Genomic DNA, 25530 nt, shown 5'->3' with positions numbered 1-25530 from the left:
CGTATGCAGACGCGGACGGCTGTGCCGGAGTTTCTCGGCACGCTGCCGCTGGTGTTCTTCGGAGTCGGATCAGCGGTGCTCGGCGCCGAGTACCCAGGGACGGCCGGCATCGCCCTGTCCTTCGGATTCGTGCTGCTCGCCCTCGCCTGCGCGCTGGGTCCGATATCCGGCTGCCCTCTCACTTCGGTGGTGACGCCGGGGATGCTGACCGCCCGGCGGATCGACGTGCGGACGGCGGACCCGCCCCGTCCCGGGCCGGCAGCCGCAGCGCGTCCGCATCTGATCCTGTCGCGGACGCCGTGAGCCCCCTGCCGGGTCGGGCAGGGGGCTCACGGTGTGGAAGAGGCGGAGCGGAGCAGGATCAGCCGAAGACCGGGCCGGTGTACTTCTCGCCGGGGCCGTGGCCGGGCTCGTCCGGTACGAGCGAGGCCTCGCGGAACGCGAGCTGCAGGGACTTCAGGCCGTCCCGCAGCGGTGCCGCGTGGAAGGAGCTGATCTCCGTCGTGCTGGCGTCCAGCAGACCGGCCAGCGCGTGGACCAGCTTGCGGGCCTCGTCGAGGTCCTTGTGCTCGTCGCCGTCCTCGGTCAGTCCGAGCTTCACGGCGGCGGCGCTCATCAGATTGACCGCGACCGTCACGATCACCTCGACCGCCGGCACCTCCGCGATGTCGCGGGCCATCTCGTCGAAGCCGGGGGAATCACTGGTGGGGGTCGCGTCACTCATGCGCCATACGATAGGCCCACGGCAGACCCGTTCCGTCCGCGGGAGTGCCGTACCACCACTGGTTAGCGCACGCCCGGGGGAGCTGCTAACCTTGTGTAACGACCGGCTGGGCATCTATGTGCCCGGCCCACAAGTGGAGGCTCCGATCTCCCACCTGACCGTCCCCAGGACGGCGGGTCATCCGGTCAGGTGGCGCCCATCGTTCCGTACGGACGATGGAGCCGCCCGATGCGCCCCGCGGTTGACCGCGGCGGTGTTCCGGTTGTTCTGGAGCCCCGCCTGTGTCCCGGTGGGGCTTTTTTCATGGTCCTGCACGGTTGGTCTGTCGAAACAGACGTTACGTGGCTGTCCGCCAGGCGGCCGCGTGGTGCTACCGAGGAGGATCCATCAGCGCCGAGCCCCGCATCAACGACCGGATTCGCGTACCCGAGGTGCGACTTGTCGGTCCCAGCGGCGAGCAGGTCGGGATTGTTCCGCTTGCCAAGGCCCTGGAACTCGCACAGGAGTACGACCTCGACCTGGTCGAGGTGGCGGCTACCGCCCGTCCGCCCGTGTGCAAGCTCATGGACTACGGGAAGTTCAAGTACGAGTCGGCCATGAAGGCCCGTGAGGCGCGCAAGAACCAGGCGCACACGGTCATCAAGGAGATGAAGCTCCGGCCGAAGATCGACCCGCACGACTATGACACCAAGAAGGGTCACGTCGTCCGGTTCCTCAAGCAGGGCGACAAGGTCAAGATCACGATCATGTTCCGTGGTCGTGAGCAGTCCCGCCCCGAGCTGGGTTTCCGACTGCTTCAGCGTCTCGCTTCGGACGTGGAGGAACTCGGCTTCATCGAGTCCAACCCGAAGCAGGACGGCCGGAACATGATCATGGTTCTGGGCCCGCACAAGAAGAAGACCGAAGCCATGGCCGAGGCCCGCGAGGCCCAGGCCGCCCGCAAGGCGGAGCGTCAGGGACACACCCCCGACGCCGAGGCTGCGGACGAGGCTGCCGAGGCTCCCGCCGAGGCGACCTCCGAGGCTCCGGCCGAGACACCTTCCGAGGCGTGACCTTCGGGGGCTGCCATCCAGGCGCCCCCGGGTCCCCCCGGAATCCCACCAAGATCTGACGCCCCTGCAGTCCGGTGCCCGCACCGAGAGGGGCGCCACTGACGAGGAGAGAACGGCGCGATGCCGAAGAACAAGACGCACAGCGGTGCCAGCAAGCGCTTCAAGATCACCGGCTCCGGCAAGGTGCTCCGCGAGAGGGCCGGCAAGCGCCACCTTCTCGAGCACAAGTCGTCCAAGAAGACCCGCTCGCTGACCGGCACGGTCGTCGTGGCTCCGGCCGACGCCAAGAAGATCAAGAAGCTTCTCGGCAAGTGAGGCCGTCGTCCCCGGTGACACCGGGGACGCGCCCTCGATCCGACCGGGACCAATTCGTTTCCGGGCCGTGTGAGTACGACCACGGCCCCGCTACAAGGAGTTAACAAGTGGCACGCGTCAAGCGGGCAGTCAACGCCCACAAGAAGCGCCGGGCAATTCTCGAGGCCGCCAGCGGTTACCGCGGTCAGCGCTCGCGCCTGTACCGCAAGGCCAAGGAGCAGGTCACCCACTCCCTGGTCTACAACTACAACGACCGCAAGAAGCGCAAGGGCGACTTCCGTCAGCTGTGGATCCAGCGCATCAACGCCGCTGCCCGCCAGAACGGCATGACGTACAACCGCCTCATCCAGGGTCTGAAGGCCGCCAACATCGAGGTGGACCGCAAGATCCTGGCCGAGCTCGCGGTCAACGACGCCAACGCGTTCGCCGCTCTCGTCGAGGTTGCCCAGAAGGCCCTCCCGAGCGACGTCAACGCCCCGAAGGCCGCCTGATCCAGGCTGTACTTCCTGGCTTTCGACCCGGACCCGCAGGCGCACGCCGTCTGCGGGTCCGGTGCGTTGCAGACCCCGCACCTTCGTCACCAGAGAGGCTTGCCGCCGACATGGGCACCCCCGAACTGATCTCCCCGCGATCGCCACGGGTCGCCGCCGCCCGGCGGCTGGCCAGGCGCAACTTCCGCGGCAAGGAGCGCAGGTTCATCGCCGAGGGGCCGCAGGCCGTACGTGAGGCCGCGGACCACCGCGGCAGCGACGGCGAGCCGACCCTCATCGAGCTGTTCGTCACCGTCGAGGCCGCCGAGCGGTACGAAGCCATCGTCGTGGCCGCCCACGCGGCGGGCGCCCGGGTGCACCTCGCCGACAGCGAGGTCCTGGCCGACGTGTCCCAGACCGTCACCCCGCAGGGCCTGATCGGCGTCTGCCGCTTCCTGGACACGCCCTTCGAGGCCGTCATCGCCGCCCGGCCGAAGCTGGTCGCCGTCCTGGCGAACGTCCGCGACCCCGGGAACGCCGGTACGGTGCTGCGCTGCGCCGACGCCGCGGGCGCCGACGCGGTCGTCCTCACCGACGCCTCCGTGGACCTGTACAACCCCAAGTCGGTGCGCGCGTCCGTCGGCTCGCTCTTCCATCTGCCGGTCGCCGTGGGCGTGCCCGTCGAGCAGGCCGTGCAAGGGCTGCGGGACGCCGGGGTACGGATCCTCGCCGCCGACGGCGCGGGCGAGGACGACCTCGACGACGAGCTCGACGCCGGCACCATGGGCGGGCCCACCGCCTGGGTCTTCGGCAACGAGGCCTGGGGGCTGCCCGAGGAGACCCGGGCGCTGGCCGACGCCGTCGTACGCGTACCGATCCACGGCAAGGCGGAGAGCCTCAACCTCGCCACCGCCGCCGCCGTCTGCCTGTACGCCTCCGCACGCGCCCAGCGCGTCCGCCCCGGCGCCGTCTGAACCGTCCCGCGCCCCCGCCACCGGGCCACGGGCCCCCGCAGGGTGTCGCTCCGTCACCGGCGACTAGTAGGGTGACGAACTCGGGGGCCCACTGCACCGGTTCGAGAGGTGGGGTACGGGAATATGGCTGTCGGCATGAGCGGGCCGAGGGCGCGCGCGGAGGCCGTCGTGCGCCCTGCCGAGGAGCCGGACGGGGAGACCGTCGCGGGCATCGGATCCGGTGGCCGGGCCCTGGATCCGGACGACCTGCCCGACGGACTCGTCGTCGCGGACGAGACCGGCCGGGTCATCTGCTTCAACGCCGCCGCCGCGCGGATCACCGCCGTGCCCAGAGCCGCCGCACTCGGCCGCCCGCTGGAACACGCGCTGCCGCTGGAGGACCTCAAAGGCCGCCGCTGGTGGGAGCTGACCGACCCCTACGGCGGCCTCGCCACCCGCGTCGGTCAGCCCGAACGCAACCTGCTGCTGCCCGGCGGCCGTGAGGTCCTCGTCTCCGCCCGCTACGTACGCGAGAGCCCGACCGGCCCCGTACGGCGGCTGGTGGTCAGCCTGCGCGGCACCGAGGCCCGCCGCCGCAACGAACGCAGCGACGCCGAACTCATCGCGACCGTCGCCCATGAACTGCGCTCGCCCCTGACGTCCGTGAAGGGCTTCACCGCCACGCTGCTGGCCAAGTGGGAGCGGTTCACCGACGACCAGAAGCGCCTGATGCTGGAGACCGTCTACGCCGACGCCAACCGGGTCACCCGCCTGATCACCGAGCTCCTGGACATCTCCCGCATCGACTCGGGACGCCTGGAGCTGCGCCGCCAGCCCGTGGACCTCTCCGCCGCCGTGGAACGCCACGTCCAGGCGCTCACCGCCGCCGGCCAGGACCCCGGCCGGTTCCTCGTCCGTACCTGCCAGCCGCTGCCCGTCGTGTGGGCGGACCCGGACAAGGTCGACCAGGTCCTCGGCAACCTGCTGGAAAACGCGGTGCGCCACGGCGAGGGAACCGTCACCATCGAAGTGGCACCCGCACCGGCCAAGAGCGACGAGAAGGGAACGGCGGTCACCGTGAGCGACGAAGGCCCCGGCATCCCCGAGGAGTCGATGGCCCGTGTCTTCACCCGTTTCTGGCGGGGGAGCAAGCGCGGCGGCACCGGCCTGGGCCTCTACATCGTCAAGGGCATCGTCGAGGCGCACGGCGGCACCATCACGGTCGGCCGCGGCCCCGGGGGCGGCGCCGAGTTCCGATTTATCCTGCCCGTGAGCACGCCGGCCTACATGAAGTAGCGAGGCCTGAGCGGACCACGGGCGGCCCACACATCCTGTGGCCCTTAGACTCGACCTTTGGCACCTTTGCGTCCTCCAGTCGTCGAGCGGGGCCGCGCCACCAGCCAATCGGAAGTACGGGAAGAGATGTCGGCACCGAACAAGTCGTACGACCCAGTCGAGGTCGAGGCACTGAAACCGGAAGAGATCGAGCGCATCCGGGACGAGGCGTTCGCCGCCTTCGCCGCCGCGGGCGACCTCGACGCGCTCGCCCAGGCGAAGACCGCGCACACCGGTGGAACCTCGCCCCTGTCACTCGCCAACCGCGAGATCGGCGCGCTGCCGCCGCAGGCCAAGGCCGAGGCCGGCAAGCGCGTGGGCCAGGCCCGCGCCGCCGTGGGCAGGGCGCTCGCCGCCCGCCAGACGGAGCTGGAGGCCGAGCGGGACGCCCGGGTCCTGGTCGAGGAGGCGGTGGATGTCACGCTGCCCTACGACCGCACCCCGGCCGGCGCACGCCACCCGCTGACGACGATCATGGAGCGCGTCGCCGACGTCTTCGTGGCCATGGGCTACGAGGTCGCCGAGGGCCCCGAGGCCGAGGCCGAGTGGTTCAACTTCGACGCCCTGAACTTCGTGCCCGACCACCCGGCCCGGCAGATGCAGGACACCTTCTTCGTCGAGGGCGCCGACGGCGCGAAGAACGACGAGTCCGGTGTCGTGCTGCGCACGCACACCTCGCCGGTCCAGGCCCGCACCCTGCTCGACCGCGAGCCCCCCGTCTACGTCGTCTGCCCCGGCCGCGTCTACCGGACCGACGAGCTCGACGCCACGCACACCCCGGTCTTCCACCAGATCGAGCTGCTCGCCGTCGACGAGGGCCTCACCATGGCCGATCTGAAGGGCACCCTCGACCACATGGTCCAGGCGCTCTTCGGCCCGGACATGAAGACCCGGCTGCGGCCGAACTTCTTCCCGTTCACCGAGCCGTCCGCCGAGATGGACATGGTCTGCTACGTCTGCCGCGGCGAGTCCGTCGGCAACCCGGACCGCCCCTGCCGCACCTGCGGCAGTGAGGGCTGGATCGAGCTCGGCGGCTGCGGCATGGTCAACCCCAAGGTGCTCATCGCCTGCGGTGTCGACCCCCAGAAGTACAGCGGATTCGCCTTCGGGTTCGGCATCGAGCGGATGCTGATGTTCCGCCACAACGTAGAAGACATGCGAGACATGGTCGAAGGCGACGTCCGGTTCACCCGGCCCTTCGGGATGGAGATCTGATGCGCGTCCCGCTTTCCTGGCTGCGGGAGTACGTCGACCTGCCGCCCACCGAGACCGGCCGTGACGTACAGGCCAAGCTCGTCGCCGTCGGCCTGGAGGTCGAGACCGTCGAGCAGATCGGCGCCGGCCTCAAGGGCCCGCTGGTCGTCGGCAAGGTGCTGACCATCGAGGAGCTGGAGGGCTTCAAGAAGCCCATCCGCTTCTGCACGGTCGACGTCGGCTCCGCCAACGGCACCGGCGAGCCGCAGGAGATCGTCTGCGGCGCCCGTAACTTCGCCGTCGGCGACAAGGTCGTCGTGGTCCTGCCCGGCGCCGTACTGCCCGGCGACTTCGCGATCGCCGCACGCAAGACGTACGGCAAGACCTCGCACGGCATGATCTGCTCCACCGACGAACTCGGCATGGGCGACGACGGTACGCACGGCATCATCGTGCTGCCGCCGGAGCACGAGGTCGGCACCGACGCGATCGAGCTGCTCGAGCTCGTCGACGAGGTCCTCGACATCGCCGTCACGCCCGACCGCGGCTACTGCCTGTCGATGCGCGGCGTCGCCCGCGAGACCGCCATCGCCTACGGCCTGCCGCTGCGCGACCCCGCGCTCCTGGACGTGCCCGCGCCCAACGCGTACGGCCACCCGGTCAAGATCTCCGACCCGATCGGCTGCGACCGCTTCACCGCGCGCACCGTCGTCGGCCTGCAGCCCGAGGCCCGGTCCCCGATCTGGATGCAGCGCCGGCTCCAGAAGGCCGGGATGCGGCCGATCTCGCTCGCCGTCGACGTCACCAACTACGTGATGCTCGAACTGGGCCAGCCGCTGCACGCCTACGACCGGACCCGGATCGACGGTCCGATCGGGGTGCGCCGCGCCGAGCAGGGCGAGAAGCTCACCACGCTCGACGGCACCGTCCGTGTCCTGGACGCCGCGGACCTCGTCATCACCGACAACCGCGGGCCGATCGGCCTCGCGGGCGTCATGGGCGGTGCCAACACGGAGATCGCCGACGCCTCCGAGGACGCGCACACCACCGAGGTCGTCATCGAGGCCGCGCACTTCGACGCGATCTCGATCGCCCGGACCGCGCGCCGCCACAAGCTGGCCTCCGAGGCGTCCAAGCGCTTCGAGCGCGGCGTCGACCCGCAGGCCGCCGCCGCTGCCGCGCAGCGCACCGTCGACCTGCTGGTGCTGCTCGCCGGCGGCACCGCCGAGGCGGGCGTCACCGAGGTGAGCGCCCCGTCCGGCCCCCGCACCATCACGATGGCGGCCGACCACCCGGACAAGGTGGCCGGCGTCGCCTACGGCCGCGAGACCGTCGTACGCCGCCTCCAGGAGGTCGGCTGTGACGTCTACGGGCAGGACGAGCTCCTCGTCACGGCCCCGTCCTGGCGGCCCGACCTCAACGAGCCGAACGACCTCGCCGAAGAGGTCATCCGGCTGGAGGGTTACGAGAACCTCCCGTCCACGCTCCCGACCCCGCCGTCGGGCCGCGGGCTCACCGACCGCCAGCGGCTGCACCGCCGCGTCGGCCGGGCCCTCGCGGGCGCGGGCTACGTCGAGGCGCTGAACTACCCGTTCACCGGCGAGGCGGTCCTGGACCAGCTGGGCCTGGAGGCGGACGACGCCCGCCGCCGCACGGTCAAGCTCGTCAACCCGCTCTCCGACGAGGAGCCCTCGCTGCGCACCACGCTGCTGCCGGGCCTCCTCGGCGCACTGCGGCGCAACGACGGCCGCGGCAGCCACGACCTCGCGCTCTTCGAGACCGGTCTCGTCTTCCGGCCGACCGGCCAGGAGACGAAGCCCGTCCGGCTGCCCGTCGACCGGCGTCCCTCCGACGAGGAGATCGCCACGCTCGACGCCGCGCTGCCGCGTCAGCCGCGCCGCGCCGCCGTCGTCCTCGCGGGCGCCCGCGAGCAGGCCGGCTGGTGGGGCAAGGGCCGCCCGGCCGACTGGGCGGACTCCGTCGAGGCCGCCCGGACCATCGCCCGTGAGGCCGGTGTCGACCTCACGGTCCGCGCCGACCAGCACGCGCCCTGGCACCCCGGCCGCTGCGCCGCGCTGTATGTGACGGTCAACGGCGAGGAGACCCTCTTCGGGCACGCCGGCGAGCTGCACCCGCGCGTCATCAAGGAGCTCCACCTGCCCGAGCGGACCTGCGCCATGGAGGTCGAGCTCGACGTCCTGGAGCAGGCCGTCGACGGCGCTCTCCGGGCGCCGCGGATCTCCACCTTCCCGGTGGCGACCCAGGACGTCGCCCTGGTCGTGGGCCAGGACGTGCCCGCCGCCGACGTGGAGCGGGCGCTGCGCGAAGGGGCGGGCGAACTCCTGGAGTCGCTGCGCCTGTTCGACGTGTTCACCGGCGAGCAGATCGGCGAGGGCCGCAAGTCCCTGGCGTACGCGCTGCGGTTCCGTGCCACGGACCGCACGCTGACCGTCGACGAGGCGAGCGCCGCCCGTGACGCGGCGGTGGCTCTGGCCGCCGAGCGTACGGGCGCGGTGCTGCGCGGCGCGTAACGGCGCATCCGCACACTGAGGAGGGGCGTATCCGGCCACCGGATACGCCCCTCCTGTGTGCTCGCGCAGGGGCGGTGGACCGCACGCGGGCTCCGGCCCGGCCCGGGGAACCCGGTCCCGGCCGGCCCCGCAACAACCCTCCGATCCGTGGGCAGTGGGTCGTGCGATCCGGCGCCGTCCGTTCTGCCACGGAGTGTCGGGCAGGTCGGCAGAGCGGACGGCGCGGGAGCGGGTCGTCGTGCTGTACGAGGGGGAGCAGACGACCCGGCCGCCTCTTGCGAGGGACTCATTCAAGCGATTCGCGGACCGGTGCGGCAGGGTGCGCAGCGGGACGGTTCGGGCATTCCGTTCACACCCCGTGTGAATCGTGCTCCACTGGGGCGACACGTCGTGACGTGTCGAACCGTCGGAGGGGGCAATGGGGGCAATGGAGCCCAACACGCTGCTGGAGGCTCTGATCGACGAGGCGGGCGTCTCCCGGGCCGGGCTCGCCGCGCATGTGAACCAGGCCGGCCGTGCCCGGGGGCTGTGCCTGCGGTACGAACACACCGCCGTCGCCCGCTGGCTGAAGGGCCAGCGGCCGCGCGGCCAGGTGCCCGACCTGATCTGTGAGGTGCTGGGGAACCGGCTGCGCAGGGCGCTCTCGCTCCACGACATCGGCATGGCGGCCCTCGGCGCCCACCCGACCGTGCCGAGCTCCTCGCTCACCGGATTCGTGGAGCGGGCCACCGCTCTGTGGCGCTCCGACGAACAGCAGCGCCCCCATGTCGTCGCCGCCCCGGCCGTGACGGGCACCACCGCGGTGATGCCCGTCTGGGAGTGGGAGAACCCGCCGGAGGACACCGACGTGTCCCGTACCGGACCGCAACGCGTCGGCCCGGCCGACATAGCAACTCTGCGGGCCGCCCGCGCCCACTACGAACTGATGTATCGCCGAGCGGGCGGAATCGCGACGCGTTCGCGCATCGTCGGCTTCCTCAACGCGGAGACGGCCCCGCTGCTGCGCGGCGGCTACAGCGACGCGATGGGGCGTCAACTGCACCGCGCCACGGGCGGTCTGGTGGCCGTGGCCGGTATCTGCGCGTACGACTCCGACGCGCACGGCCTCGCCCAGCGCTACTTCCACCAGGCGCTGCGGCTGGCCAAGGCGAGCGGGGACCGGGGCCTCGGGGGCTATGTGATCGCCCTGCTGGTGAACCAGTCGCTCTTCCTCGCCGACTTCCGGCAGTCCGTCGCCTTCGCCGAAGCGGCGCTGCGGGCCGCGGGCCGCGACATCACCCCCGCGCTCGCGGCCGACCTCCATGCGATGCAGGCCAAGGCGTACGCCCATCTCGGCGACGTACCGAGCGCCCTGCGGTGCATCCGGCGGGCCGAGTCCGAGGCGGAACGGATCCGGCCCGGTCAGGAGCCGGACGAGACGGGGTACGTCCAGCCCGGTCTGGTCAACGTCCAGGTGGCGGAGGCGCTGCTCCGTCTCGGGGATCTGCCGGCCGCCAGGGAGCACGCGGCGGCGGCGGTGCGGACCCCCGCGCACGACCGGGGCCGGGTGCACCGGCTGGCGATGCTGACCACGATCGAGCTGCGGCAGGGCGAGGCCGACCGGGCAGCGGCCTGGGCGGCGGAGATGGCGGACCGCGCCCGGGGGATGGAGTCGCAGCGTCTGCGCGACCGGCTGCGGACCGTGCGCGAACACCTGGTCGCCAGCGGCAGCGCGGAGGCGGCGCGGGCCGCGGATCTCGTCGACGGGGCTCTGCGCGTACCGCTGTGAGCCCAGGTCTGCTGCGATATGGCCACCTACTAGCCAGAAGGTGGCAGAACCGTGCAGTGGACGAACCTGAACGAACAAACTGTGTACGAGAACCGCTGGTTCCAGGTCAATCTGGCGGATGTCGTCCTCCCGGACGGCCACCACCTCGACCACTTCGTGATCCGGCTCCGTGCCGTCGCGGCGGCCACCGTGGTCAACGAGGCGAACGAGGTCCTGCTGCTGTGGCGGCACCGGTTCATCACGGACAGCTGGGGCTGGGAGATCGCCGCGGGAGTGGTCGAGGACGGGGAGCAGCCGGCGGCCGCGGCCGCCCGGGAGATGGAGGAGGAGACCGGCTGGCGTCCCGGCCCGCTGCGGCCGTTGCTGACCGTGGAGCCGTCGAACGGCCTCACCGATGCCCGGCACCACTTCTACTGGGGCGAGGAGGCCGACTGGACCGGTGACCCGGTCGACGGCTTCGAGTCCTCGCGCCGTGAATGGATACCGCTGAAGCTGGTCCCCGACATGATCGCCCGCGGTGAGGTCCCGGCCGCCGGGATGGCCGCCGGGCTGATGATGCTGCACCACTTACGACTGGGCTGAAACCGGCCCGCCCAGGTGCGAGGAGCCGCGGGCCCCTCGCACCTGCGGGTGAGCGGATCAGGCGTACGGGTAGAACCCCGACCCCGTCTTGCGGCCCAGCCGGCCCGCGTCCACCATCCGCTGGAGCAGCGGGGGAGCGGCGTACAGCGGCTCCTTGTACTCGGCGTACATCGAGTCCGCGACCGAGGCCACCGTGTCGAGACCGATCAGGTCGGCGAGCTTGAGCGGGCCCATCGGGTGGGCGCAGCCCATCTCCATGCCGTTGTCGATGTCCTCGCGGCTGGCGATACCCGACTCGAACATCCGGATCGCGGAGAGCAGGTACGGGATCAGCAGCGCGTTGACGACGAAGCCGGAACGGTCCTGGGCGCGGATCGGGTGCTTGCCGAGTATGTCCTGCACCATCGCCTCGGCACGCTTGACCGTCTCGTCCGAGGTGGTCAGCGCGGGGATCAGCTCGACGAGCTTCTGCACCGGGGCCGGGTTGAAGAAGTGGATGCCGATGACCTGGTCGGGCCGGGACGTCGCGACGGCCAGCTTCACCAGCGGGATCGAGGAGGTGTTGGAGGCCAGGATCGCGTCCTGCCGGGTCACCACCTGGTCCAGCACCTGGAAGATCTCGGTCTTGACCTGCTCGTTCTCCACGACGGCCTCGATGACGAGGTCGCGGTCGGCGAACTCGCCGAGGTCGGTGGTGAAGCTGAGGCGGCCGAGGGTCTCGTCGCGCTCCTCCTCGGTGATCTTGCCGCGTTCGGCGGCCTTCGAGAGCGAGTTGTGGAGCCGGGTGCGGCCGATCTCCAGCGCCTCGCCGGTGGTCTCGGCCACCTTGACGTCGAGGCCGCTGCGGGCGCACACCTCCGCGATGCCTGCGCCCATCTGGCCACAGCCCACCACTCCGACGCGTGCAATGTCGGCCATAGAGTCCGTCACCTCGTGCCTTTCACTGTTCTCCGTTCGGCGGCTTCCGTCTGATTCCGGGCTCCACCACGACCCCACGACGTTACTCCGCGCCTCAGGGCGACCGGCAAATGGGGGGCGGCGTCGCGGGGCCGGGCACGCGACGCCGCCCCCCATTTGCCGGTCGGCCCTACCGGGGATCGTGGGCCGGGGCGGGCATGCTCGGTCTAACGCCCGGAATTCCGGGGCTGCGGACACGCACGGAAACGGCAGGTACGGCGAAATGCGGCAAATGGACCGACGGAAGTTCGTGACGGGTGCGGCCGGGACGGTCGCGGGGGTGATGGCCTCGGCGGCCGTGGCGGGTGACGCCGCCGCGGCCCCGCGGGGTGGTGGCGGTCCGGGGCGGCCGGGGGGACCCCGCGATGTGCTGCGGCGCGAACTGCGGGGCATGTGGGTCGCCACCGTCCAGAACATCGACTGGCCGTCGAAGCCGGGTCTGCCGGCTGCCGAGCAGCGGGCCGGGCTGATCGCGTACCTCGACGAGGCCGTCGCCCGGCGCCTGAACGCGGTGATCCTCCAGGTCCGTCCCAGCGCCGACGCGTTGTGGCCCTCACCGTACGAACCGTGGGCCCAGTACCTCACCGGCGTCCAGGGCAAGGACCCCGGCTGGGACCCGCTGGGCACGGCCGTCCAGGAGGCCCACGACCGCGGCCTGGAGCTGCACGCCTGGTTCAACCCGTACCGGGTCGCCAACCACACCGACCCCTCCCGGCTGTCGGCCGGCCATCCGGCGCGGCTGCACCCCGAGTGGGTCCTGCCGTACGGCGGGAAGCTGTACTACAACCCGGGACTGCCCGAGGTCCGCACGTTCGTCCAGGACGCGATGCTCGACGCGGTGCGCCGCTACGACATCGACGCCGTCCACTGGGACGACTACTTCTATCCGTACCCGGTGGCCGGCCAGACCTTCGCCGACGGCGCCGCGTACGCGAAGTACGGAGCGGGCTTCCCCGACCGGGCCGCCTGGCGTCGCTCCAACACCGACAAACTGGTGCGGGAGATGTCCGAGCGGATCAAGGCGCTCAAGCCGGGCGTCCGGTTCGGTATCAGCCCGTTCGGCGTGTGGCGCAACGCCGCCACCGACCCGCTCGGCTCACGGACCGAAGCCGGTGTGCAGACGTACGACGATCTGTACGCGGACACTCGTGGCTGGGTCAAGAAGGGCTGGATCGATCACATCTGCCCGCAGTTGTACTGGCACATCGGCTTCGCACCCGCCGACTATGCGGCGCTGGTGCCCTGGTGGGACGACGTGGTCCGGGGCACGGGCGTCGACCTGTTCATCGGCGAGGCCCTCTACAAATCCGGCGACCCCGCCCAGCCCGCCGCCTGGCAGGACCCGGTGGAGCTGTCCCGGCACATCGACTTCGCCGCCGGATACGACCAGGTCCGCGGCCACGCCTACTTCTCGGGGAAGAGCGTGGTCACGGACCGGATCGGTGCCATGGACCGGGTGGTGGCCGACCACTACCGGTCGCGGGCGCGCCCGCCCCGCTGACCGGCGGCTGTCACCGGGGTCCCGGGTCCCGGCCGGTGGTGTGCTGGACGACGCTGTCGGGGCCGGGTGCGATCAGGTGTTCGTGTCCGTCCTCGAAGCGGACGCGGTACGGGGGGGTGCCCCCGTCCCCGAGCACTTCGACGATCTCTGCGACCCGGTCGTGCTGCCCCACGGTCCTGCCGTGCGTCAGCAGCCGGTCGCCCGTGTGTGCCTCCATCGGGAGTGACCTCCTCACGGGTGGCGTTCCATGTCGACAAGTCTATGACCGGCCGGCTTCGGCGCGCTGGGTGACGACGATGCAGAGCAGGACGGCGACCGCCGCCACCGGGGCCGCGGGAGCGACCTCCTCGCCGAGCAGCAGGAACGACCAGACGAGCGTCAGCAGGGGCTGGGCGAGCTGAAGCTGACTGGCCCGGGCGACACCGATCTCGGCCATGCCGCGGTACCACACGTACAGCCCGAAGAAGGTCGACACCACGGACACCCAGACCAGTCCGATCGCCCCGTGCGCGGTCCACCGCACCGGTTCGAACGGCAACGCGAGGGCCGCGCCCGCCACCGCGAGCGGCACGGTGAGGAGCAGGGCCCAGCCGGTCACCTGCCAGCCCGGCATCACCTTCGCCAGCCTGCCGCCCTCGGTGTACCCCGCCGCACAGACCAGCAGTGCGCAGAACAGATAGGCGTCCCCGGCCGACAGGCCGCCGCCGCTCTGCGTCACGGTGAAGGCGATCACCACCGCGGCCCCGGCGAGGGCGGCGGCCCAGAAGGCGCGGGGCGGCCGCGAGCCGGTGCGGAGCGAGGAGAACACCGCGGTCGTCAGCGGCAGGAGGCCGACCACCACGGCCGCGTGCGAGGTCGTCGACGTCCGCAGGGCCAGGGTGGTCAGCAGCGGGAAGCCCACCACCACTCCGCCCGCCACCACCGCGAGCCCGGCCCAGTGCTGCCGCTCGGGCACCCGCACCCGGGCCGCGAGCAGCACGGCGCCCGCGATCGCGGCCGCCAGCAGGGTGCGCAGGGCCACCAGCGACCAGGGGCCGAAGCCCTCCAGGCCCCAGGCGGTGGAGGGGAAGGTCAGCGAGAAGGAGACGACTCCGAGCAGGGCGAGCAGCGTGCCGTTCCGGCCTGCCGGGACTGAGGCGGGGGAACCGGGGGACGTGGAGGGCGCGGGCCCGTTCGCCGTCGAGCCGACCGCTATCGTGGGCCCGGTAGTAGCGCTATCCTGTGCTGTCATGCAAGAGCGTAGCAGTGTCGCCGAGTTGGCCGAAGTACTCCGGAGTGAACTCAACCGCTACTCATCGGGTGAGAAGCTGCCGTCGAGTCGCGCTCTCGTCGAACGGTTCAGGGCCAGCCCCGTGACCGTCTCGCGGGCCGTCGCCCAGCTCGCCGCCGAAGGGCTCGTCGTCACCCGCCCCGGATCCGGCGCGTTCCGGGCGCATCCCCGCACCGGGGCCCGGCCGCCCGCCGACACCTCCTGGCAGGAGGTCTCGCTCAACGGCGACGGCGGCCCCGAAGTGGTGCCCCGCACGGTCGACGCCTCCGGGCTGCTGGTCACCCTGACGCCTCCGCCCACGGGCGTCGTCGAGTTCAACGGCGGCTATCTGCACAGCTCGCTCCAGCCCGAGCGGGCCATGGCGGCGGCCCTCGCCCGGGCGGGCCGCCGCCCCGGAGCGTGGAGCCGTCCGCCCACCGACGGGCTCACCGAACTGCGGGCCTGGTTCGCCCGGGAGATCGGGCCCACGTTCACCGCGGCCGATGTGCTCATCACCGCGGGCGGCCAGAGCGCCCTGGCCACCGCGCTGCGGGCGCTCGCCCAGCCCGGCGCGCCCGTGCTCGTCGAATCGCCCACCTACCCCGGCATGCTGGCGGCCGCACGGGCTGCCGGCCTGCGGCCCGTACCCGTACCCATGGACGCCGACGGTGTGCGGCCCGACCTGCTGGCCGCGGCCTTCGCGGCCACCGGAGCCCGCGTCCTGGTGTGCCAGCCCCTCTTCCACAACCCGACGGGCACGGTCCTCGCCGAGGCCCGGCGCGGTGAGGTCGTCCGGATCGCCCGGGAGGCGGGGGCGTTCGTCGTCGAGGACGACTTCGCCCGCCATCTCGTCCACGACGACGCGGGACCGCTCCCCGCGGCCCTCGCGGCCGACGATCCCGATGGGGTCGTCGTCCACGTCTGCTCACTGACCAAGGCCACCTCGCCCAGCTTCCGGGTGGGTGCCCTCGCCGCCAGGGGGCCGGTCCTGGAAAGGCTGCGGGCCATCCAGGTCGTGGACAGCCTCTTCGTTCCCAGGCCGCTCCAGGAGGCCGCGCTGGAACTCGTCGGCTCTCCCGCCTGGGGCCGCCATCTGCGTTCTGTCTCGGCGGAGTTGCGTATCCGCCGCACCGCCATGGTCGCCGAGCTGCGCCGCGAGCTGCCCGGCCTCGCGCTGCCCCGCATTCCCGCCGGCGGCGGATACCTCTGGGTGCGGCTGCCCGATGCGGGTGCCGGTGCGGACGAGGCCGCCATGGTCGCGGCGGCGCTGCGGGCCGGCGTCGCCATCGCGCCGGGCCGGCCCTACTTCTGCGCCGAATCCCCCTCGCCCCAGGTCCGGTTGAGCTTCGTCGCGGTCGCGGGCCTCGCCGAGATCACCGAAGGGGTGCGACGTCTGTGCACTGCCTGGGAAGGCCTGCTCGACGCCTCGCCGGTTAGTCTCCGCCCATGACCGAAACGCCTCAGGAACGTTACGAGATCTCGTCCGACCCCGCCCGTCTGGACGCCGCCCGGATCCACGACTGGCTCTCCAATGACGCCTACTGGGCCAAGGGGCGCACCCGGGAGCACCAGGACCGGGCCATCGCCGGGTCGCTCAACTTCGGCGCCTACGACCTCGCCTCCGGCGAACAGGCCGGGTACGCCCGCGTGGTGACCGATCTGGCTACCTTCGCCTGGCTCTGCGACGTGTACGTCGACCCCGCGGCCCGCGGGCACGGCCTGGGCGGTCGGCTCGTCGCGGCGGCGCGCGACCACCTCGCCCCGACCGGTGTGCGCAGGTTCCTGCTCGCCACGGCCGATGCGCACGGTGTGTACGAGAAGGCCGGTTTCCAGCCGCTCGACAACCCGGAGTGGTGGATGGGCCTGCGGTTCCACTGAACCGGAACCGCCCGCGGCGGCGCTCTTGACCTGCGCGGCAATCGGCTCCACGATCGCGGCCATGAGTGTTCGAGTCTCGCTCGTCGCCGCGGCACGCAGTTCCTCCCTGCTCGGCGAGCGTTTCGACGACGACCGGCCGCTCGACGAGGCCGGCTGGCACGAGGTACGGTTCGCCGCTCCTGCCCTGGTGCCCCTGGGCGCGGCCGAACTGCGCTACTGCTCGCCGACCGCCCGCAGCCGTGCCACGGGGGAGGCGCTCGGCTTCGCGCCGCTGGTCCAGCCCGCCCTGCGCGACTGCGACATGGGGCGCTGGCGGGGCTGCACCCTCTCCGACGTCACGGCGCGCGAACCGGCCGCCGTGGACGTCTGGCTGGCGGACCCGCGCTCGGCGCCGCACGGGGGCGAACCCCTGCTCGCGTTCATCTCCCGGATCGGCAACTGGCTGGACACCCGCCCCGCCTGCGACGGCTCCATCGTCGCCGTCGCCGAGCCCGCCGTCGTCCGGGCCGCCCTCGTCTACGCGCTGAAGGCCCCGCCGTCGACGTACTGGAACGTCGACGTCCGCCCGCTCTCCACCGTCACCCTCACCGGTCTGCCGCGCCGCTGGAGTTTCCGTCCGGAGACCGGGATCCGCTGACCGGGCCGTCCCGGAAGAACGGTCGGGGCGTGCCACGTCTTCCCGCCGGTCCGACCAGTCGGTATGTTGACCTGGGTCCGAGTCCGACCAGGCATGTCCCAGGCGAGGGAGGCCATCGTGCCGCAGATCCACGGCCACTGCGACGAACGTTTCGCCGCGGTGCGCAGCGCGTTCGAGGCGAATTTCCGCGAGCGTGACGAACTGGGTGCGGCGGTCACCGTCCTGGTCGACGGGCAGCCCGTCGCCGACCTCTGGGGAGGCTGGGCGGACGGCGCCCGCACCCGCCCCTGGGAACAGGACACGCTGGTCAACGTCTGGTCCACCAGCAAGGGGCCGGTCGCGCTCTGCGCGCACATCCTCGTGGACCGCGGCCTCCTCGACCTCGACGCCCCGGTCGCCGCGTACTGGCCGGAATTCGCCGCAGCGGGCAAGGCGGACGTACGCGTACGGCATCTGCTCTCCCACCGCGCCGGCCTCGCGGGCCTGCGCGCACCGCACACCCTGGCGGAGCTCTACGACTGGGAGCTGACGACCGCCCGGCTCGCCGCGACCGAGCCGTGGTGGGAGCCCGGCACCCGGTCCGGCTACCACGCCCTGACGTACGGCTTCCTGGTCGGCGAGGTCATCCGACGGGTCAGCGGGCTGCTGCCGGGGGAGTTCCTCCGGCAGGAGGTGACCGGCCCCCTCGGCATCGACTTCACCGTCGGACTGCCGGAGAAGGAGGCGGCGCGCGTCGCCGAACTCGTCGTCCCCAAGGCGGACCGGGCCCAGCAGGCAGCGCTCTTCGCGCAGATGGAGCCGGTCGCCGTCGCCTCGCTCCTGAACCCGCCCACGGGAGCGGCCGCCGCCAACACCCCCCAGTGGCGGGAGGCGGAGATCCCCGCCGCCAACGGCCACGGCACGGCCCGCGCGGTCGCGTCGCTGTACGGCATCCTCGCGGGGCGCGGCAGCTCCGGCGGGCTGCGGATCCTGTCCGAAGAGGCGGCCGAACGCGTCCGCGAGGGCCAGGGCAGCTGTCGCGACCTGGTGCTGGGCGCCGGGTTCGCCCACGAGACGGAGATCGCGCTCGGCCTGTGGCTGAGTGGACCCGACGCCAGTTACGGGCCCAACCCGCGGGCCTTCGGCCACGACGGCGCGGGCGGCTCCTGCGGCCTCGCCGACCCGGAGAACGGGGTGGCCCTCGGCTACGTGATGAACCGGATGGGCCCCCACATCGCGAACGACCCGCGCAAGACGGCGTTGGTCGAGGCGGTGTACGCGTCGCTGTGACCGGCCCGCATCGCGACGGGCCGTGGCACGGGGCCGGCGGCGGGACCGGCTCGCGCTGGGTGTCGATGCGGGGGAGCACCCGGGTCCACGTCAGTGACGCGGTGGCCCGTGCGGACGCCCTCGGCCCTCGACACGTCCCACGGCGTGTCCGTTCCGCCGCGCGGCCGGTAGCCGCCGCAGGGGGCGGTTCGCAGCCCGTCGCGAACCGCCCCGCCGCGAACGGCCCCCCAGGCCGGTCAGCCCTGCTTCTGCGCGTCGACGACGAGGGTGAGCGCCTCGATGATGGCCGTCTCCGCGGCCGCCTTGTCGATGCCGAGGCCGGTCAGCAGGCCCGCGCCGTCCTCGTGCTCCAGCAGGGCCAGCAGGATGTGCTCCGTGCCGATGTAGTTGTGCCCCATGCGCAAAGCCTCCCGGAAGGTGAGCTCCAGGGCCTTGCGCGCATCGGCGTTGTACGGGATGAGCTCGGGCGCCTCGCCCTCCGCGGCCGCCGGGAGCGCCTGCTCGGCGGCCTGGCGCACGGTGTCCAGGGCGATGCCCTGTGCCTTGATGAACGCCCCCGCGAGCGCCTCGGGCTCGCTGAGCAGCCCCAGCACGATGTGCTCGGTGCCGATCTCGGCGTTGCCCGCGGCGCGCGCCTCGTTCTGCGCGGCCATCACCACGTTCTTCGCGCGCACCGTGAAGCGGCTGAACCCCTGGCTGGGGTCGAGCTCGGAGAGCTCCCCGGGGTCCTTGGCCACGAACCGCTTCTGGGCGGCCTGCCGGGTCACGCCCATGCTCTTGCCGATCTCCGACCAGGAGGCACCGGATCGCCGGGCCTGGTCCACGAAGTGGCCGATCAGGTGGTCGGCGACGTCACCGAGGTGGTCCGCCGCGATGACGGCGTCCTGGAGCTGGTCGAGGGCGTCGGGGTGGACCTTCTTGATGGCTGCGATGAGGTCGTCCAGACGGACGGGCTGCGTCATGCCTACGGGATTCGTCATGTGTCAACGGTAGGTTGACAGTGCAGGACTGTCAACCTTCGGTTGACACTCGTGCGCGGTACATGGACGCGCGTGCGACGGCGCCCCGGAGCGGCCCCGTAACGACGCGACGCGCCGTCCGACGAAGTTCGTCGGACGGCGCGTCGCGGTGAGCTGTTCTGCGAGCGGACCGGGTCAGAGCGTCCCGGAGTCGGCGATGGTGACCTTCGCCTTGGTGCGGCCGCTCTGCGAACCGAGACCCTCGATCTTCGTGACCAGGTCCATGCTCTGCTGGTCGGCGACCTCGCCGAAGACCACGTGCTTGCCGTCCAGCCAGGAGGTCACGATGGTCGTGATGAAGAACTGCGAGCCGTTGGAGTTCGGGCCGCTGTTCGCCATCGAGAGGAGGCCGGGCTTGGTGTGCGCCAGCTTGAAGTTCTCGTCGTCGAACTTCGCGCCGTAGATGCTCTTGCCGCCGGTGCCGTCACCGCGGGTGAAGTCGCCGCCCTGCAGCATGAACTCGGGGATGACGCGGTGGAAGGAGGAACCCTTGTAGCCGTAGCCGTGCTCGCCGGTGGCCAGCTGGCGGAAGTTCTCCGCGGTCTTGGGGACCACGTCGTCGTACAGGTTGAAGACGATCCGCCCGGCGGGCTCGTCGTTGATGGTGATGTCGAAGTAAACCTTGCTCGTCATGGGAACCATCCTGACATCCGCCCGCCCGGCGCCGACGGGCGGGCGCGTCCAAACACTGCTCACGGGTGAGGGGGCCGGGGCATGTGGTCGATGCCCTGCCGGAGCCGCCCGCCCTGCCGCGCCGGGCACCGTCACACCCCGGTGGCGCCGTCGATCCGCTCCCGCAGCAGGTCGGCGTGGCCGCTGTGGCGGGCGTACTCGCCGATCATGTGGGTGTAGATCCACCGCAGATTCACCTCGGCGCCCAGGAACGGGGCGGTGTCCTCCAGCGACCGTGCGGCGCAGTTGGCCCGGGACACGGCGATCTCCTCCTGCCAGCGCGCGCAGGCTTCCGCGAAGGTCTCGTCCCCGGAGAGCTCGAACCCTCCGTCGTGGCCCTCGGTTTTGGCCGGTCCCCCGGGTGAGGGCGGGACGTCCTCGCCGGTCAGCACCCGGCGGAACCAGTTCCGCTCGACCTCCGTGAGGTGCTGGACGAGTCCCATCAAGGTCAGCGCCGAAGGTGCCACGGAGGTCTCACGCACCTGCTCGTCGGCGAGACCTTCGCACTTCACCGCCACGGTGGCCCGGTAGAAGTCGAGCCAGGAGGCCAGGTTGGTGCGTTCGTCGGTGTTCAGGGGTGGCATCGGGCGTTCGGTGAGCGTCATGATCACCGATGTTGCCAGGAGGGTCTGACACCGAGCCCTCGAGACCCGTCGCCGCGCCCCGCCCTACGGCCGCCGTCGGGGCTTGCCGCGCTTCGCGCCGGCGGCCCCCTTGGCACCGCGGGCGCCCTTCGCCCCCTTGGCTCCGCCCGAACCGCCACGGGAGTTCTTGCCCGCCGGCGAACCGGCCGCAGCCTTGCGCCCGGCGCCGCGCCCATCGGTGCGCTTCGCCTTCGCCTTCGGCTGTTCCGCGGGCGCCGTACCGCGGCCCCGGGAGCTGTTCACGGTCCGTCCGCGGACGATCCCGATGAAGTCCTCCACCAGGTCGGTGGTCCTGTCCTCGGGCCAGGACAGGGCGATCCGTGATTCCGGGGCGTCCGACAGCGGACGGTAGGTGAGGTCCTTGCGGTGGTGCAGGCGGGCGAGCGACTGCGGGACGGCGAGGACTCCCACCCCGGCGGCCACCAGCTCCACGGCATCGGCCGTCGTGGCCGGGCGCGCGATCGCGGGCTTTCCGGGGAGCTCGTCCCAGCCCAGGGTGTCGTCGAGCGGATGCAGCACGATGTCGTCGGCCAGCTCCGCGAGCGAGACCTCCTCGACCGCCGCCGCCACGTGGTCCTTGGGGATCACGACGACGGTCTGCTCGGTGTAGAGCGGGATCGCGCTGAGGTCCGCCCCGTCGACCGGCAGCCGTACGAAGCCCGCGTCGGCCCCGCCGGCGCGCAGCAGGGCCGACGCATCGGCGGCGGGCACCGCGACGAGCGTCAGGGGGATGTCCGGCAGGCGCTCGTTCCAGATCCGCACCCACTTGGTGGGTGTCACCCCGGGGACGTACGCGAGCCGGAATGAAGGGGATGCTTCCGAGCCTGTCACCCCGCCAGGTTACCGGTCGTGGTCAGAGGTGGCGCACACGCTCGATACTCTTGACCTCATGACGTCGCACCAGACCACCCAGACCATGAAGCCCGCAACCGCGGCGAAGAAACTGGGTGTGTACCTCGAGGCCACCCCCACCGAGTTCCAGGAGGGTGTCGTCTCGCGCGCCGAGCTGGCGGCCCTCCAGGCCGATCCGCCCGAGTGGCTGCAGGAACTGCGGCGCAACGGCCCGCACCCGCGGCCGGTGGTCGCGTCCAAGCTGGGCGTCTCCATCTCCGGCCTCGCCCGCGGGGGAGTCACGGACGCCCTCACCACGGAGCAGATCGACGCACTGAAGCAGGACAACCCCGAGTGGCTGCAGAAGGAGCGCGCCACGCAGGCGGAGGTCCGCAAGGAAACCGTACGCATCAAGGAGCGGAACGCGGAGCGCAAGGACGCGTCCTAGCGTTCGCTTCCCACCCCGAAGCCCGCCGTGGGCGGTCTCCGTCCCCTCGCAGTCCGGGACGGGGGCCGCCCACGTGTCGTTCCCGCGAAGGTGCCGGCGGCCCGGAAAACCGGATGACGGCCCATCGGGCCCCGCGTAGCCTGGTCCGTATGGGAACGCTGTGATCGCCCCGCCCACGACCGCGTAGAGCTCCGCTCCGCCGTCGTGGTGCCGATTCGTCCACGAATCCGTTCTGTCGGCATGGCCGGGAACAGGGGCTCATTCATGCACCCATCACACTCCGCACAACTCTCTCTGCACGGCGTCACCAAGCGTTACGGTGGGCGCACCGTGCTGCACCGGATCTCGCTCGGCCTCGCCCCCGGTGAGAAGGCCGGCGTCATCGGCGACAACGGGGCCGGCAAGTCCACCCTGCTCCGTCTCCTCGCCGGTGAGGAGACGCCCGACGAGGGCGAGGTGTCCGTCGTCTCACCCGGCGGTACGGGGTATCTCGCCCAGGCCATCGGGCTGACCCCGCACGCCACCGTCCAGGACGCCGTGGACGTGGCACTGGGTGAACTGCGCACGCTCGAAGCAGAGCTGCGCCGGGCCGAGTCCGCGCTGGCCGGAGCATCGGCCGGACCGGAACTCGACGCGGCCCTCACCACGTACGCACGCCTGACCGAGCAGTACGAAGCACGCGACGGTTACGGTGCCGACACCCGGGTGGACACCGCCATGTACGGGCTCGGCCTGCCCCGGCTGTCCAGGGACCGGCCGCTGGGGACGCTCTCCGGCGGCGAGCGTTCACGGCTGGCCCTGGCCGCGACGCTCGCGTCCCGCCCGGAACTGCTGCTGCTGGACGAGCCGACCAACGATCTAGACGACCGGGCGGTCGGCTGGCTGGAGGACCATCTGCGGACCCACCGCGGAACGGTCGTCGCGGTCACCCACGACCGCGTCTTCCTGGAGCGGATCACCAGCACGGTCCTGGAGGTCGAGGGCGGCCGGGTCTCCCGTCACGGCAACGGCTACGCCGGGTACCTCACGGCCAAGGCCACGGAACGGCGCCGCAGGCAGGAGCGGTACGACGCATGGCGGGCCGAACTCGACCGCGGGCGCCGGCTGACGGAGACCAACGCCCTCCGACTGGACGCCATCCCGCGCAAGCTGTCCAAGCCCGGCTCCGGGGCCGGGGCGTTCCGTGCGCGCGGGCGCGCCCACGGTGCGATGAGCCGCATCCGCAACGCGAAGGAGCGCGTCGAGCGGCTCACCGCGAACCCGGTGACACCGCCGCCCGACCCGCTGTCCTTCACGGCCCGCATCGCCACCGCGGCCGGCCCCGGCGAGGCACCCGCCGCGGCCCTGGAGAACGTGGTCGTCGAGGGCCGGCTGACGGTGCCGGAACTGCGCGTCGGTCCGGCCGAACGCGTGCTGGTGACCGGCCCCAACGGCGCCGGCAAGAGCACCCTGCTGCGGGTCATGGCCGGGGAACTCAGGCCCGACGCGGGCGCGGTGGGCGTCACCGGGCGGGTGGGGCACCTGCGGCAGGAGGAGACGCCGTGGCCGCCGGGCCTGAGCGTGCTGGCGGCCTTCGCCCACGGCCGTCCCGGCGGCCGGGACGAGCACGCCGACCGGCTGCTGTCGCTGGGCCTGTTCGAGCCGGACGCCCTGCGGCTGCGCGTCGGGGACCTCTCGTACGGCCAGCGGCGCCGCATCGAACTGGCCCGGCTGGTCAGCGAACCGGTGGACCTGCTCCTGCTGGACGAGCCGACCAACCACCTCTCGCCCGCGCTCGTCGAGGAACTGGAGACGGCACTGACCGGTTACGCGGGGGCGCTGGTGCTGGTCACTCACGACCGCCGGATGCGGGCGCGGTTCAGCGGCACCCGGCTGGAGCTGAGGGAGGGCGCCGTCACCGGCGCCGCCTGAGAAAGACAAATGGCAAGGAGTGCAACGCCTCCCTGCCGGTTTCAAGATATAGCGCACCGGGGGCCTTGCGGCAAGGCCCCCGGTGCGCCGCAGAATGACCGGCCACGGCCGAAGTCCGCTGATCTCTTGAACGGGTGTTTCGATGATTGATGTGATCGTGGTCGGCGGCGGACCGACCGGATTGATGCTGGCCGCCGAGCTGCGGCTGCACGACGTGCGTGTCGTCGTGCTGGAGAAGCTGACCGGACCGACGGGGGAGTCCCGCGGGCAGGGTCTGCACGCGCGCAGCGTCGAGGTGATGGACCAGCGCGGCCTGCTGGAGCGGTTCACGGCGGTGAGCGAGAGGTTCCAGGTCGGCGGCCTCTTCGGCGGAATCGCCACGGCATGGCCGGACGGGCTGGACACGGCCCATCCGTACGGCCTCGCCACCCCGCAGCCGGTCACCGAGCGGCTTCTCGAGGAGCGGGCGGTCGAACTCGGTACGGAGATCCGGCGCGGGTGCGAAGTGGTCGCGCTCAGCCGGTCCGCAGAGGGGGACGAAGCCGGTGTGACCGTCGGACTGGCGGACGGCACACGGCTGCGCTCGCGCTACCTCGTCGGCTGCGACGGCGGCCGCAGCGCGGTGCGCAAGCTGGCCGGGATCGGTTTCCCCGGCGAGGCGGCCACGGTCGAGACGCTGCTGGGGGAGATGGAGGTGACCGAGGACCCCGAGAAGATCGCCGCCGTCGTCGCGGACGTCCGCAGGACCCAGTTGCGGTTCGGGGTCAGTCCCGGGAAGGACGGGGTGTGCCGCGTCGTCGTACCCGCGGACGGCGTCCGCGAGGACCGTACGTCCCCGCCGACGCTGGAGGACTTCAAGGAGCGGCTCCGGGCGGTCGCGGGCACCGACTTCGGCGTGCACTCGCCGCGCTGGATGTCCCGGTTCGGCGACGCCACCCGGCAGGCCGAGCACTACCGCGCCGGCCGGGTGCTGCTGGCCGGAGACGCGGCGCACATCCATCCGCCGACCGGCGGGCAGGGGCTCAACCTCGGCGTCCAGGACGCCTTCAACCTCGGCTGGAAGCTGGCCGCGGAGATCCACGGCTGGGCGCCGGAGGGCCTGCTGGACAGCTATCACTCCGAACGGCACCCGGTGGGCGCCGCCGTGCTGGACAACACCCGTGCGCAGATCACGCTCCTGGGGACCGACCCGGGCGCGACCGCGTTGCGGGCGCTGTACACGAAGCTGATGGGTTTCGAGGAGGTGAACCGCTACATGACCGGGATGATCACCGCGCTCGACATCCGTTACGACGTAGGCGAGGGCCACGCGCTGCTCGGCCGCCGGATGCCGGACGTGGAGCTGAAGGACGGGCGGCGCCTCTACTCCCTGATGCACCGAGGGCGCGGGCTGCTCGTCGACCGGACGGGCCGGCTCTCGGTGGCGGGCTGGGCGGACCGGGTCGACCACGTGGTGGACGGCAGCGAGGACCTGGACGTGCCCGCGGTCCTGCTGCGTCCGGACGGCCACGTGGTGTGGGCCGGTGAGGACCAGCAGGAACTGCTCGACCGGCTGCCCCGGTGGTTCGGCGCCCCGGTCGGCTGAGAGGC

The 25530-nt window shown here is 72.0% G+C and carries 25 protein-coding genes and 1 pseudogene; 18 read left to right on the top strand and 8 right to left on the bottom strand.

All coding sequences use genetic code 11. The annotated features are described in order from the left end of the window. Positions 1-3 precede the first annotated feature (3 nt). Positions 4-237, top strand: a pseudogene (locus OG446_RS05635) (aquaporin); the annotation flags it as partial. Positions 238-361: 124 nt separating this feature from the next. Here OG446_RS05635 and OG446_RS05630 read toward each other — a convergent pair. Continuing rightward, a complete protein-coding gene (locus tag OG446_RS05630; protein ID WP_219572976.1) occupies positions 362-724 on the bottom strand; it encodes a DUF1844 domain-containing protein in 363 nt (120 codons plus the stop codon). 341 nt (positions 725-1065) lie between these two features. Between OG446_RS05630 and infC the strand changes: the two genes are divergently transcribed. The 9 genes from infC (at position 1066) to OG446_RS05585 (ending at position 10924) form a co-directional block, all read left to right on the top strand. Beyond that, positions 1066-1776, top strand: coding sequence for a translation initiation factor IF-3 (infC, locus tag OG446_RS05625; protein ID WP_328892980.1), 711 nt, complete (start codon positions 1066-1068; stop codon positions 1774-1776). A 120-nt stretch (positions 1777-1896) separates the two neighbouring features. Further along, entirely contained in the window at positions 1897-2091 is a 195-nt protein-coding gene (gene rpmI / locus OG446_RS05620; protein ID WP_003970213.1) for a 50S ribosomal protein L35, read from the top strand. A gap of 107 nt (positions 2092-2198) precedes the next feature. Continuing rightward, on the top strand, positions 2199-2582 hold the full coding sequence (gene rplT, locus OG446_RS05615) for a 50S ribosomal protein L20 (RefSeq protein ID WP_003970214.1): 384 nt from the start codon (positions 2199-2201) through the stop codon (positions 2580-2582). A gap of 110 nt (positions 2583-2692) precedes the next feature. Then, on the top strand, positions 2693-3535 hold the full coding sequence (locus OG446_RS05610) for a TrmH family RNA methyltransferase (protein ID WP_328892979.1): 843 nt from the start codon (positions 2693-2695) through the stop codon (positions 3533-3535). Between the two features lie 123 nt (positions 3536-3658). Then, the gene (locus OG446_RS05605; protein ID WP_328892978.1) at positions 3659-4810 is read left to right on the top strand and encodes a sensor histidine kinase; all 1152 of its coding nucleotides are present in this window, start codon (positions 3659-3661) and stop codon (positions 4808-4810) included. 126 nt (positions 4811-4936) lie between these two features. Beyond that, entirely contained in the window at positions 4937-6064 is a 1128-nt protein-coding gene (gene pheS / locus OG446_RS05600) for a phenylalanine--tRNA ligase subunit alpha (protein ID WP_145762505.1), read from the top strand. Next, positions 6064-8574, top strand: coding sequence for a phenylalanine--tRNA ligase subunit beta (pheT, locus tag OG446_RS05595; protein WP_328892977.1), 2511 nt, complete (start codon positions 6064-6066; stop codon positions 8572-8574). The genes pheS and pheT overlap by 1 nt, the downstream gene beginning before the upstream one ends. Positions 8575-9001: 427 nt before the next feature. Next, on the top strand, positions 9002-10342 hold the full coding sequence (locus tag OG446_RS05590) for a transcriptional regulator (protein ID WP_328892976.1): 1341 nt from the start codon (positions 9002-9004) through the stop codon (positions 10340-10342). A gap of 51 nt (positions 10343-10393) precedes the next feature. Beyond that, complete coding sequence (locus OG446_RS05585; protein ID WP_328892975.1) at positions 10394-10924, top strand: NUDIX domain-containing protein; 531 nt, start codon at positions 10394-10396, stop codon at positions 10922-10924. Between the two features lie 57 nt (positions 10925-10981). Here OG446_RS05585 and OG446_RS05580 read toward each other — a convergent pair whose 3' ends face one another. Beyond that, the gene (locus OG446_RS05580) at positions 10982-11842 is read right to left on the bottom strand and encodes a 3-hydroxybutyryl-CoA dehydrogenase (protein ID WP_219572983.1); all 861 of its coding nucleotides are present in this window, start codon (positions 11840-11842) and stop codon (positions 10982-10984) included. Between the two features lie 262 nt (positions 11843-12104). Between OG446_RS05580 and OG446_RS05575 the strand changes: the two genes are divergently transcribed. Then, the gene (locus OG446_RS05575) at positions 12105-13382 is read left to right on the top strand and encodes a glycoside hydrolase family 10 protein (protein WP_328892974.1); all 1278 of its coding nucleotides are present in this window, start codon (positions 12105-12107) and stop codon (positions 13380-13382) included. Positions 13383-13392: 10 nt separating this feature from the next. Here the strand turns inward: OG446_RS05575 and OG446_RS05570 are convergent, their stop codons facing one another. Both OG446_RS05570 and OG446_RS05565 read right to left on the bottom strand, forming a co-directional pair. Beyond that, positions 13393-13599 (bottom strand): DUF1918 domain-containing protein, encoded by a 207-nt coding sequence (locus OG446_RS05570; protein WP_328892973.1) that lies wholly within the window; start codon positions 13597-13599, stop codon positions 13393-13395. Between the two features lie 42 nt (positions 13600-13641). Continuing rightward, positions 13642-14613, bottom strand: a complete 972-nt coding sequence (locus OG446_RS05565) for a DMT family transporter (protein ID WP_328892972.1) — start codon at positions 14611-14613, stop codon at positions 13642-13644. Between OG446_RS05565 and OG446_RS05560 the strand changes: the two genes are divergently transcribed. The 4 genes from OG446_RS05560 (at position 14612) to OG446_RS05545 (ending at position 18415) form a co-directional block, all read left to right on the top strand. Further along, positions 14612-16081 (top strand): aminotransferase-like domain-containing protein, encoded by a 1470-nt coding sequence (locus tag OG446_RS05560; RefSeq protein ID WP_328892971.1) that lies wholly within the window; start codon positions 14612-14614, stop codon positions 16079-16081. The two genes, OG446_RS05565 and OG446_RS05560, sit on opposite strands and share 2 nt — an antisense overlap. Next, positions 16078-16509: a GNAT family N-acetyltransferase gene (locus tag OG446_RS05555; protein ID WP_328892970.1), complete on the top strand. Its 432-nt coding sequence runs from the start codon at positions 16078-16080 to the stop codon at positions 16507-16509. Before OG446_RS05560 ends, OG446_RS05555 begins: the two co-directional genes overlap by 4 nt. A gap of 61 nt (positions 16510-16570) precedes the next feature. After that, complete coding sequence (locus OG446_RS05550) at positions 16571-17146, top strand: histidine phosphatase family protein (protein ID WP_328892969.1); 576 nt, start codon at positions 16571-16573, stop codon at positions 17144-17146. 93 nt (positions 17147-17239) lie between these two features. Continuing rightward, positions 17240-18415, top strand: coding sequence for a serine hydrolase domain-containing protein (locus OG446_RS05545; RefSeq protein WP_328892968.1), 1176 nt, complete (start codon positions 17240-17242; stop codon positions 18413-18415). A 236-nt stretch (positions 18416-18651) separates the two neighbouring features. Here the strand turns inward: OG446_RS05545 and OG446_RS05540 are convergent, their stop codons facing one another. From OG446_RS05540 to OG446_RS05525, 4 genes are all read right to left on the bottom strand, one after another. Then, positions 18652-19395 (bottom strand): Clp protease N-terminal domain-containing protein, encoded by a 744-nt coding sequence (locus OG446_RS05540; protein WP_328892967.1) that lies wholly within the window; start codon positions 19393-19395, stop codon positions 18652-18654. Between the two features lie 174 nt (positions 19396-19569). After that, positions 19570-20067 carry a peptidylprolyl isomerase gene (locus OG446_RS05535; RefSeq protein ID WP_148016202.1) on the bottom strand — a complete coding sequence of 166 codons (498 nt, stop codon included), beginning with the start codon at positions 20065-20067 and terminating at the stop codon, positions 19570-19572. A gap of 131 nt (positions 20068-20198) precedes the next feature. Continuing rightward, complete coding sequence (locus OG446_RS05530; RefSeq protein ID WP_328892966.1) at positions 20199-20711, bottom strand: DinB family protein; 513 nt, start codon at positions 20709-20711, stop codon at positions 20199-20201. Between the two features lie 63 nt (positions 20712-20774). Continuing rightward, entirely contained in the window at positions 20775-21581 is an 807-nt protein-coding gene (locus OG446_RS05525; RefSeq protein ID WP_328892965.1) for a LysR family substrate-binding domain-containing protein, read from the bottom strand. A gap of 58 nt (positions 21582-21639) precedes the next feature. Here OG446_RS05525 and OG446_RS05520 point away from each other — a divergent pair, with 58 nt between their 5' ends. The 3 genes from OG446_RS05520 to rox all read left to right on the top strand — a co-directional run bounded on the left by OG446_RS05520 (position 21640) and on the right by rox (position 25525). Continuing rightward, positions 21640-22029, top strand: a complete 390-nt coding sequence (locus tag OG446_RS05520) for a DUF5997 family protein (RefSeq protein ID WP_219567702.1) — start codon at positions 21640-21642, stop codon at positions 22027-22029. A 264-nt stretch (positions 22030-22293) separates the two neighbouring features. Beyond that, the gene (locus OG446_RS05515; RefSeq protein WP_328892964.1) at positions 22294-23940 is read left to right on the top strand and encodes a TlrC/CarA/OleB/SrmB family ABC-F type ribosomal protection protein; all 1647 of its coding nucleotides are present in this window, start codon (positions 22294-22296) and stop codon (positions 23938-23940) included. A 142-nt stretch (positions 23941-24082) separates the two neighbouring features. Next, positions 24083-25525 carry a rifampin monooxygenase gene (gene rox / locus OG446_RS05510; protein ID WP_328892963.1) on the top strand — a complete coding sequence of 481 codons (1443 nt, stop codon included), beginning with the start codon at positions 24083-24085 and terminating at the stop codon, positions 25523-25525. Positions 25526-25530: the final 5 nt, after the last annotated feature.

The organism is Streptomyces sp. NBC_00236 (assembly GCF_036195045.1).
Lineage (GTDB): Bacteria > Actinomycetota > Actinomycetes > Streptomycetales > Streptomycetaceae > Streptomyces.
This window is presented reverse-complemented; position numbering and strand designations above follow the sequence as displayed.

Excerpts from the sequence above, each read along its gene's own strand:
- OG446_RS05520 (WP_219567702.1), top strand. The coding sequence starts at position 21,640 with ATGACGTCGCACCAGACCACCCAGACCATGAAGCCCGCAACCGCGGCG.
- OG446_RS05545 (WP_328892968.1), top strand. The coding sequence starts at position 17,240 with ATGTCCCAGGCGAGGGAGGCCATCGTGCCGCAGATCCACGGCCACTGC.
- OG446_RS05515 (WP_328892964.1), top strand. The coding sequence starts at position 22,294 with ATGCACCCATCACACTCCGCACAACTCTCTCTGCACGGCGTCACCAAG.
- rpmI (WP_003970213.1), top strand. The coding sequence starts at position 1,897 with ATGCCGAAGAACAAGACGCACAGCGGTGCCAGCAAGCGCTTCAAGATC.
- OG446_RS05540 (WP_328892967.1), bottom strand. The coding sequence starts at position 19,395 with ATGACGAATCCCGTAGGCATGACGCAGCCCGTCCGTCTGGACGACCTC.
- OG446_RS05530 (WP_328892966.1), bottom strand. The coding sequence starts at position 20,711 with ATGACGCTCACCGAACGCCCGATGCCACCCCTGAACACCGACGAACGC.
- OG446_RS05550 (WP_328892969.1), top strand. The coding sequence starts at position 16,571 with ATGAGTGTTCGAGTCTCGCTCGTCGCCGCGGCACGCAGTTCCTCCCTG.
- OG446_RS05535 (WP_148016202.1), bottom strand. The coding sequence starts at position 20,067 with ATGACGAGCAAGGTTTACTTCGACATCACCATCAACGACGAGCCCGCC.
- OG446_RS05575 (WP_328892974.1), top strand. The coding sequence starts at position 12,105 with ATGCGGCAAATGGACCGACGGAAGTTCGTGACGGGTGCGGCCGGGACG.
- OG446_RS05560 (WP_328892971.1), top strand. The coding sequence starts at position 14,612 with ATGCAAGAGCGTAGCAGTGTCGCCGAGTTGGCCGAAGTACTCCGGAGT.
- OG446_RS05565 (WP_328892972.1), bottom strand. The coding sequence starts at position 14,613 with ATGACAGCACAGGATAGCGCTACTACCGGGCCCACGATAGCGGTCGGC.
- OG446_RS05630 (WP_219572976.1), bottom strand. The coding sequence starts at position 724 with ATGAGTGACGCGACCCCCACCAGTGATTCCCCCGGCTTCGACGAGATG.
- pheT (WP_328892977.1), top strand. The coding sequence starts at position 6,064 with ATGCGCGTCCCGCTTTCCTGGCTGCGGGAGTACGTCGACCTGCCGCCC.
- OG446_RS05570 (WP_328892973.1), bottom strand. The coding sequence starts at position 13,599 with ATGGAGGCACACACGGGCGACCGGCTGCTGACGCACGGCAGGACCGTG.
- pheS (WP_145762505.1), top strand. The coding sequence starts at position 4,937 with ATGTCGGCACCGAACAAGTCGTACGACCCAGTCGAGGTCGAGGCACTG.
- OG446_RS05590 (WP_328892976.1), top strand. The coding sequence starts at position 9,002 with ATGGAGCCCAACACGCTGCTGGAGGCTCTGATCGACGAGGCGGGCGTC.
- OG446_RS05580 (WP_219572983.1), bottom strand. The coding sequence starts at position 11,842 with ATGGCCGACATTGCACGCGTCGGAGTGGTGGGCTGTGGCCAGATGGGC.
- OG446_RS05555 (WP_328892970.1), top strand. The coding sequence starts at position 16,078 with ATGACCGAAACGCCTCAGGAACGTTACGAGATCTCGTCCGACCCCGCC.
- rox (WP_328892963.1), top strand. The coding sequence starts at position 24,083 with ATGATTGATGTGATCGTGGTCGGCGGCGGACCGACCGGATTGATGCTG.
- OG446_RS05610 (WP_328892979.1), top strand. The coding sequence starts at position 2,693 with ATGGGCACCCCCGAACTGATCTCCCCGCGATCGCCACGGGTCGCCGCC.
- OG446_RS05605 (WP_328892978.1), top strand. The coding sequence starts at position 3,659 with ATGGCTGTCGGCATGAGCGGGCCGAGGGCGCGCGCGGAGGCCGTCGTG.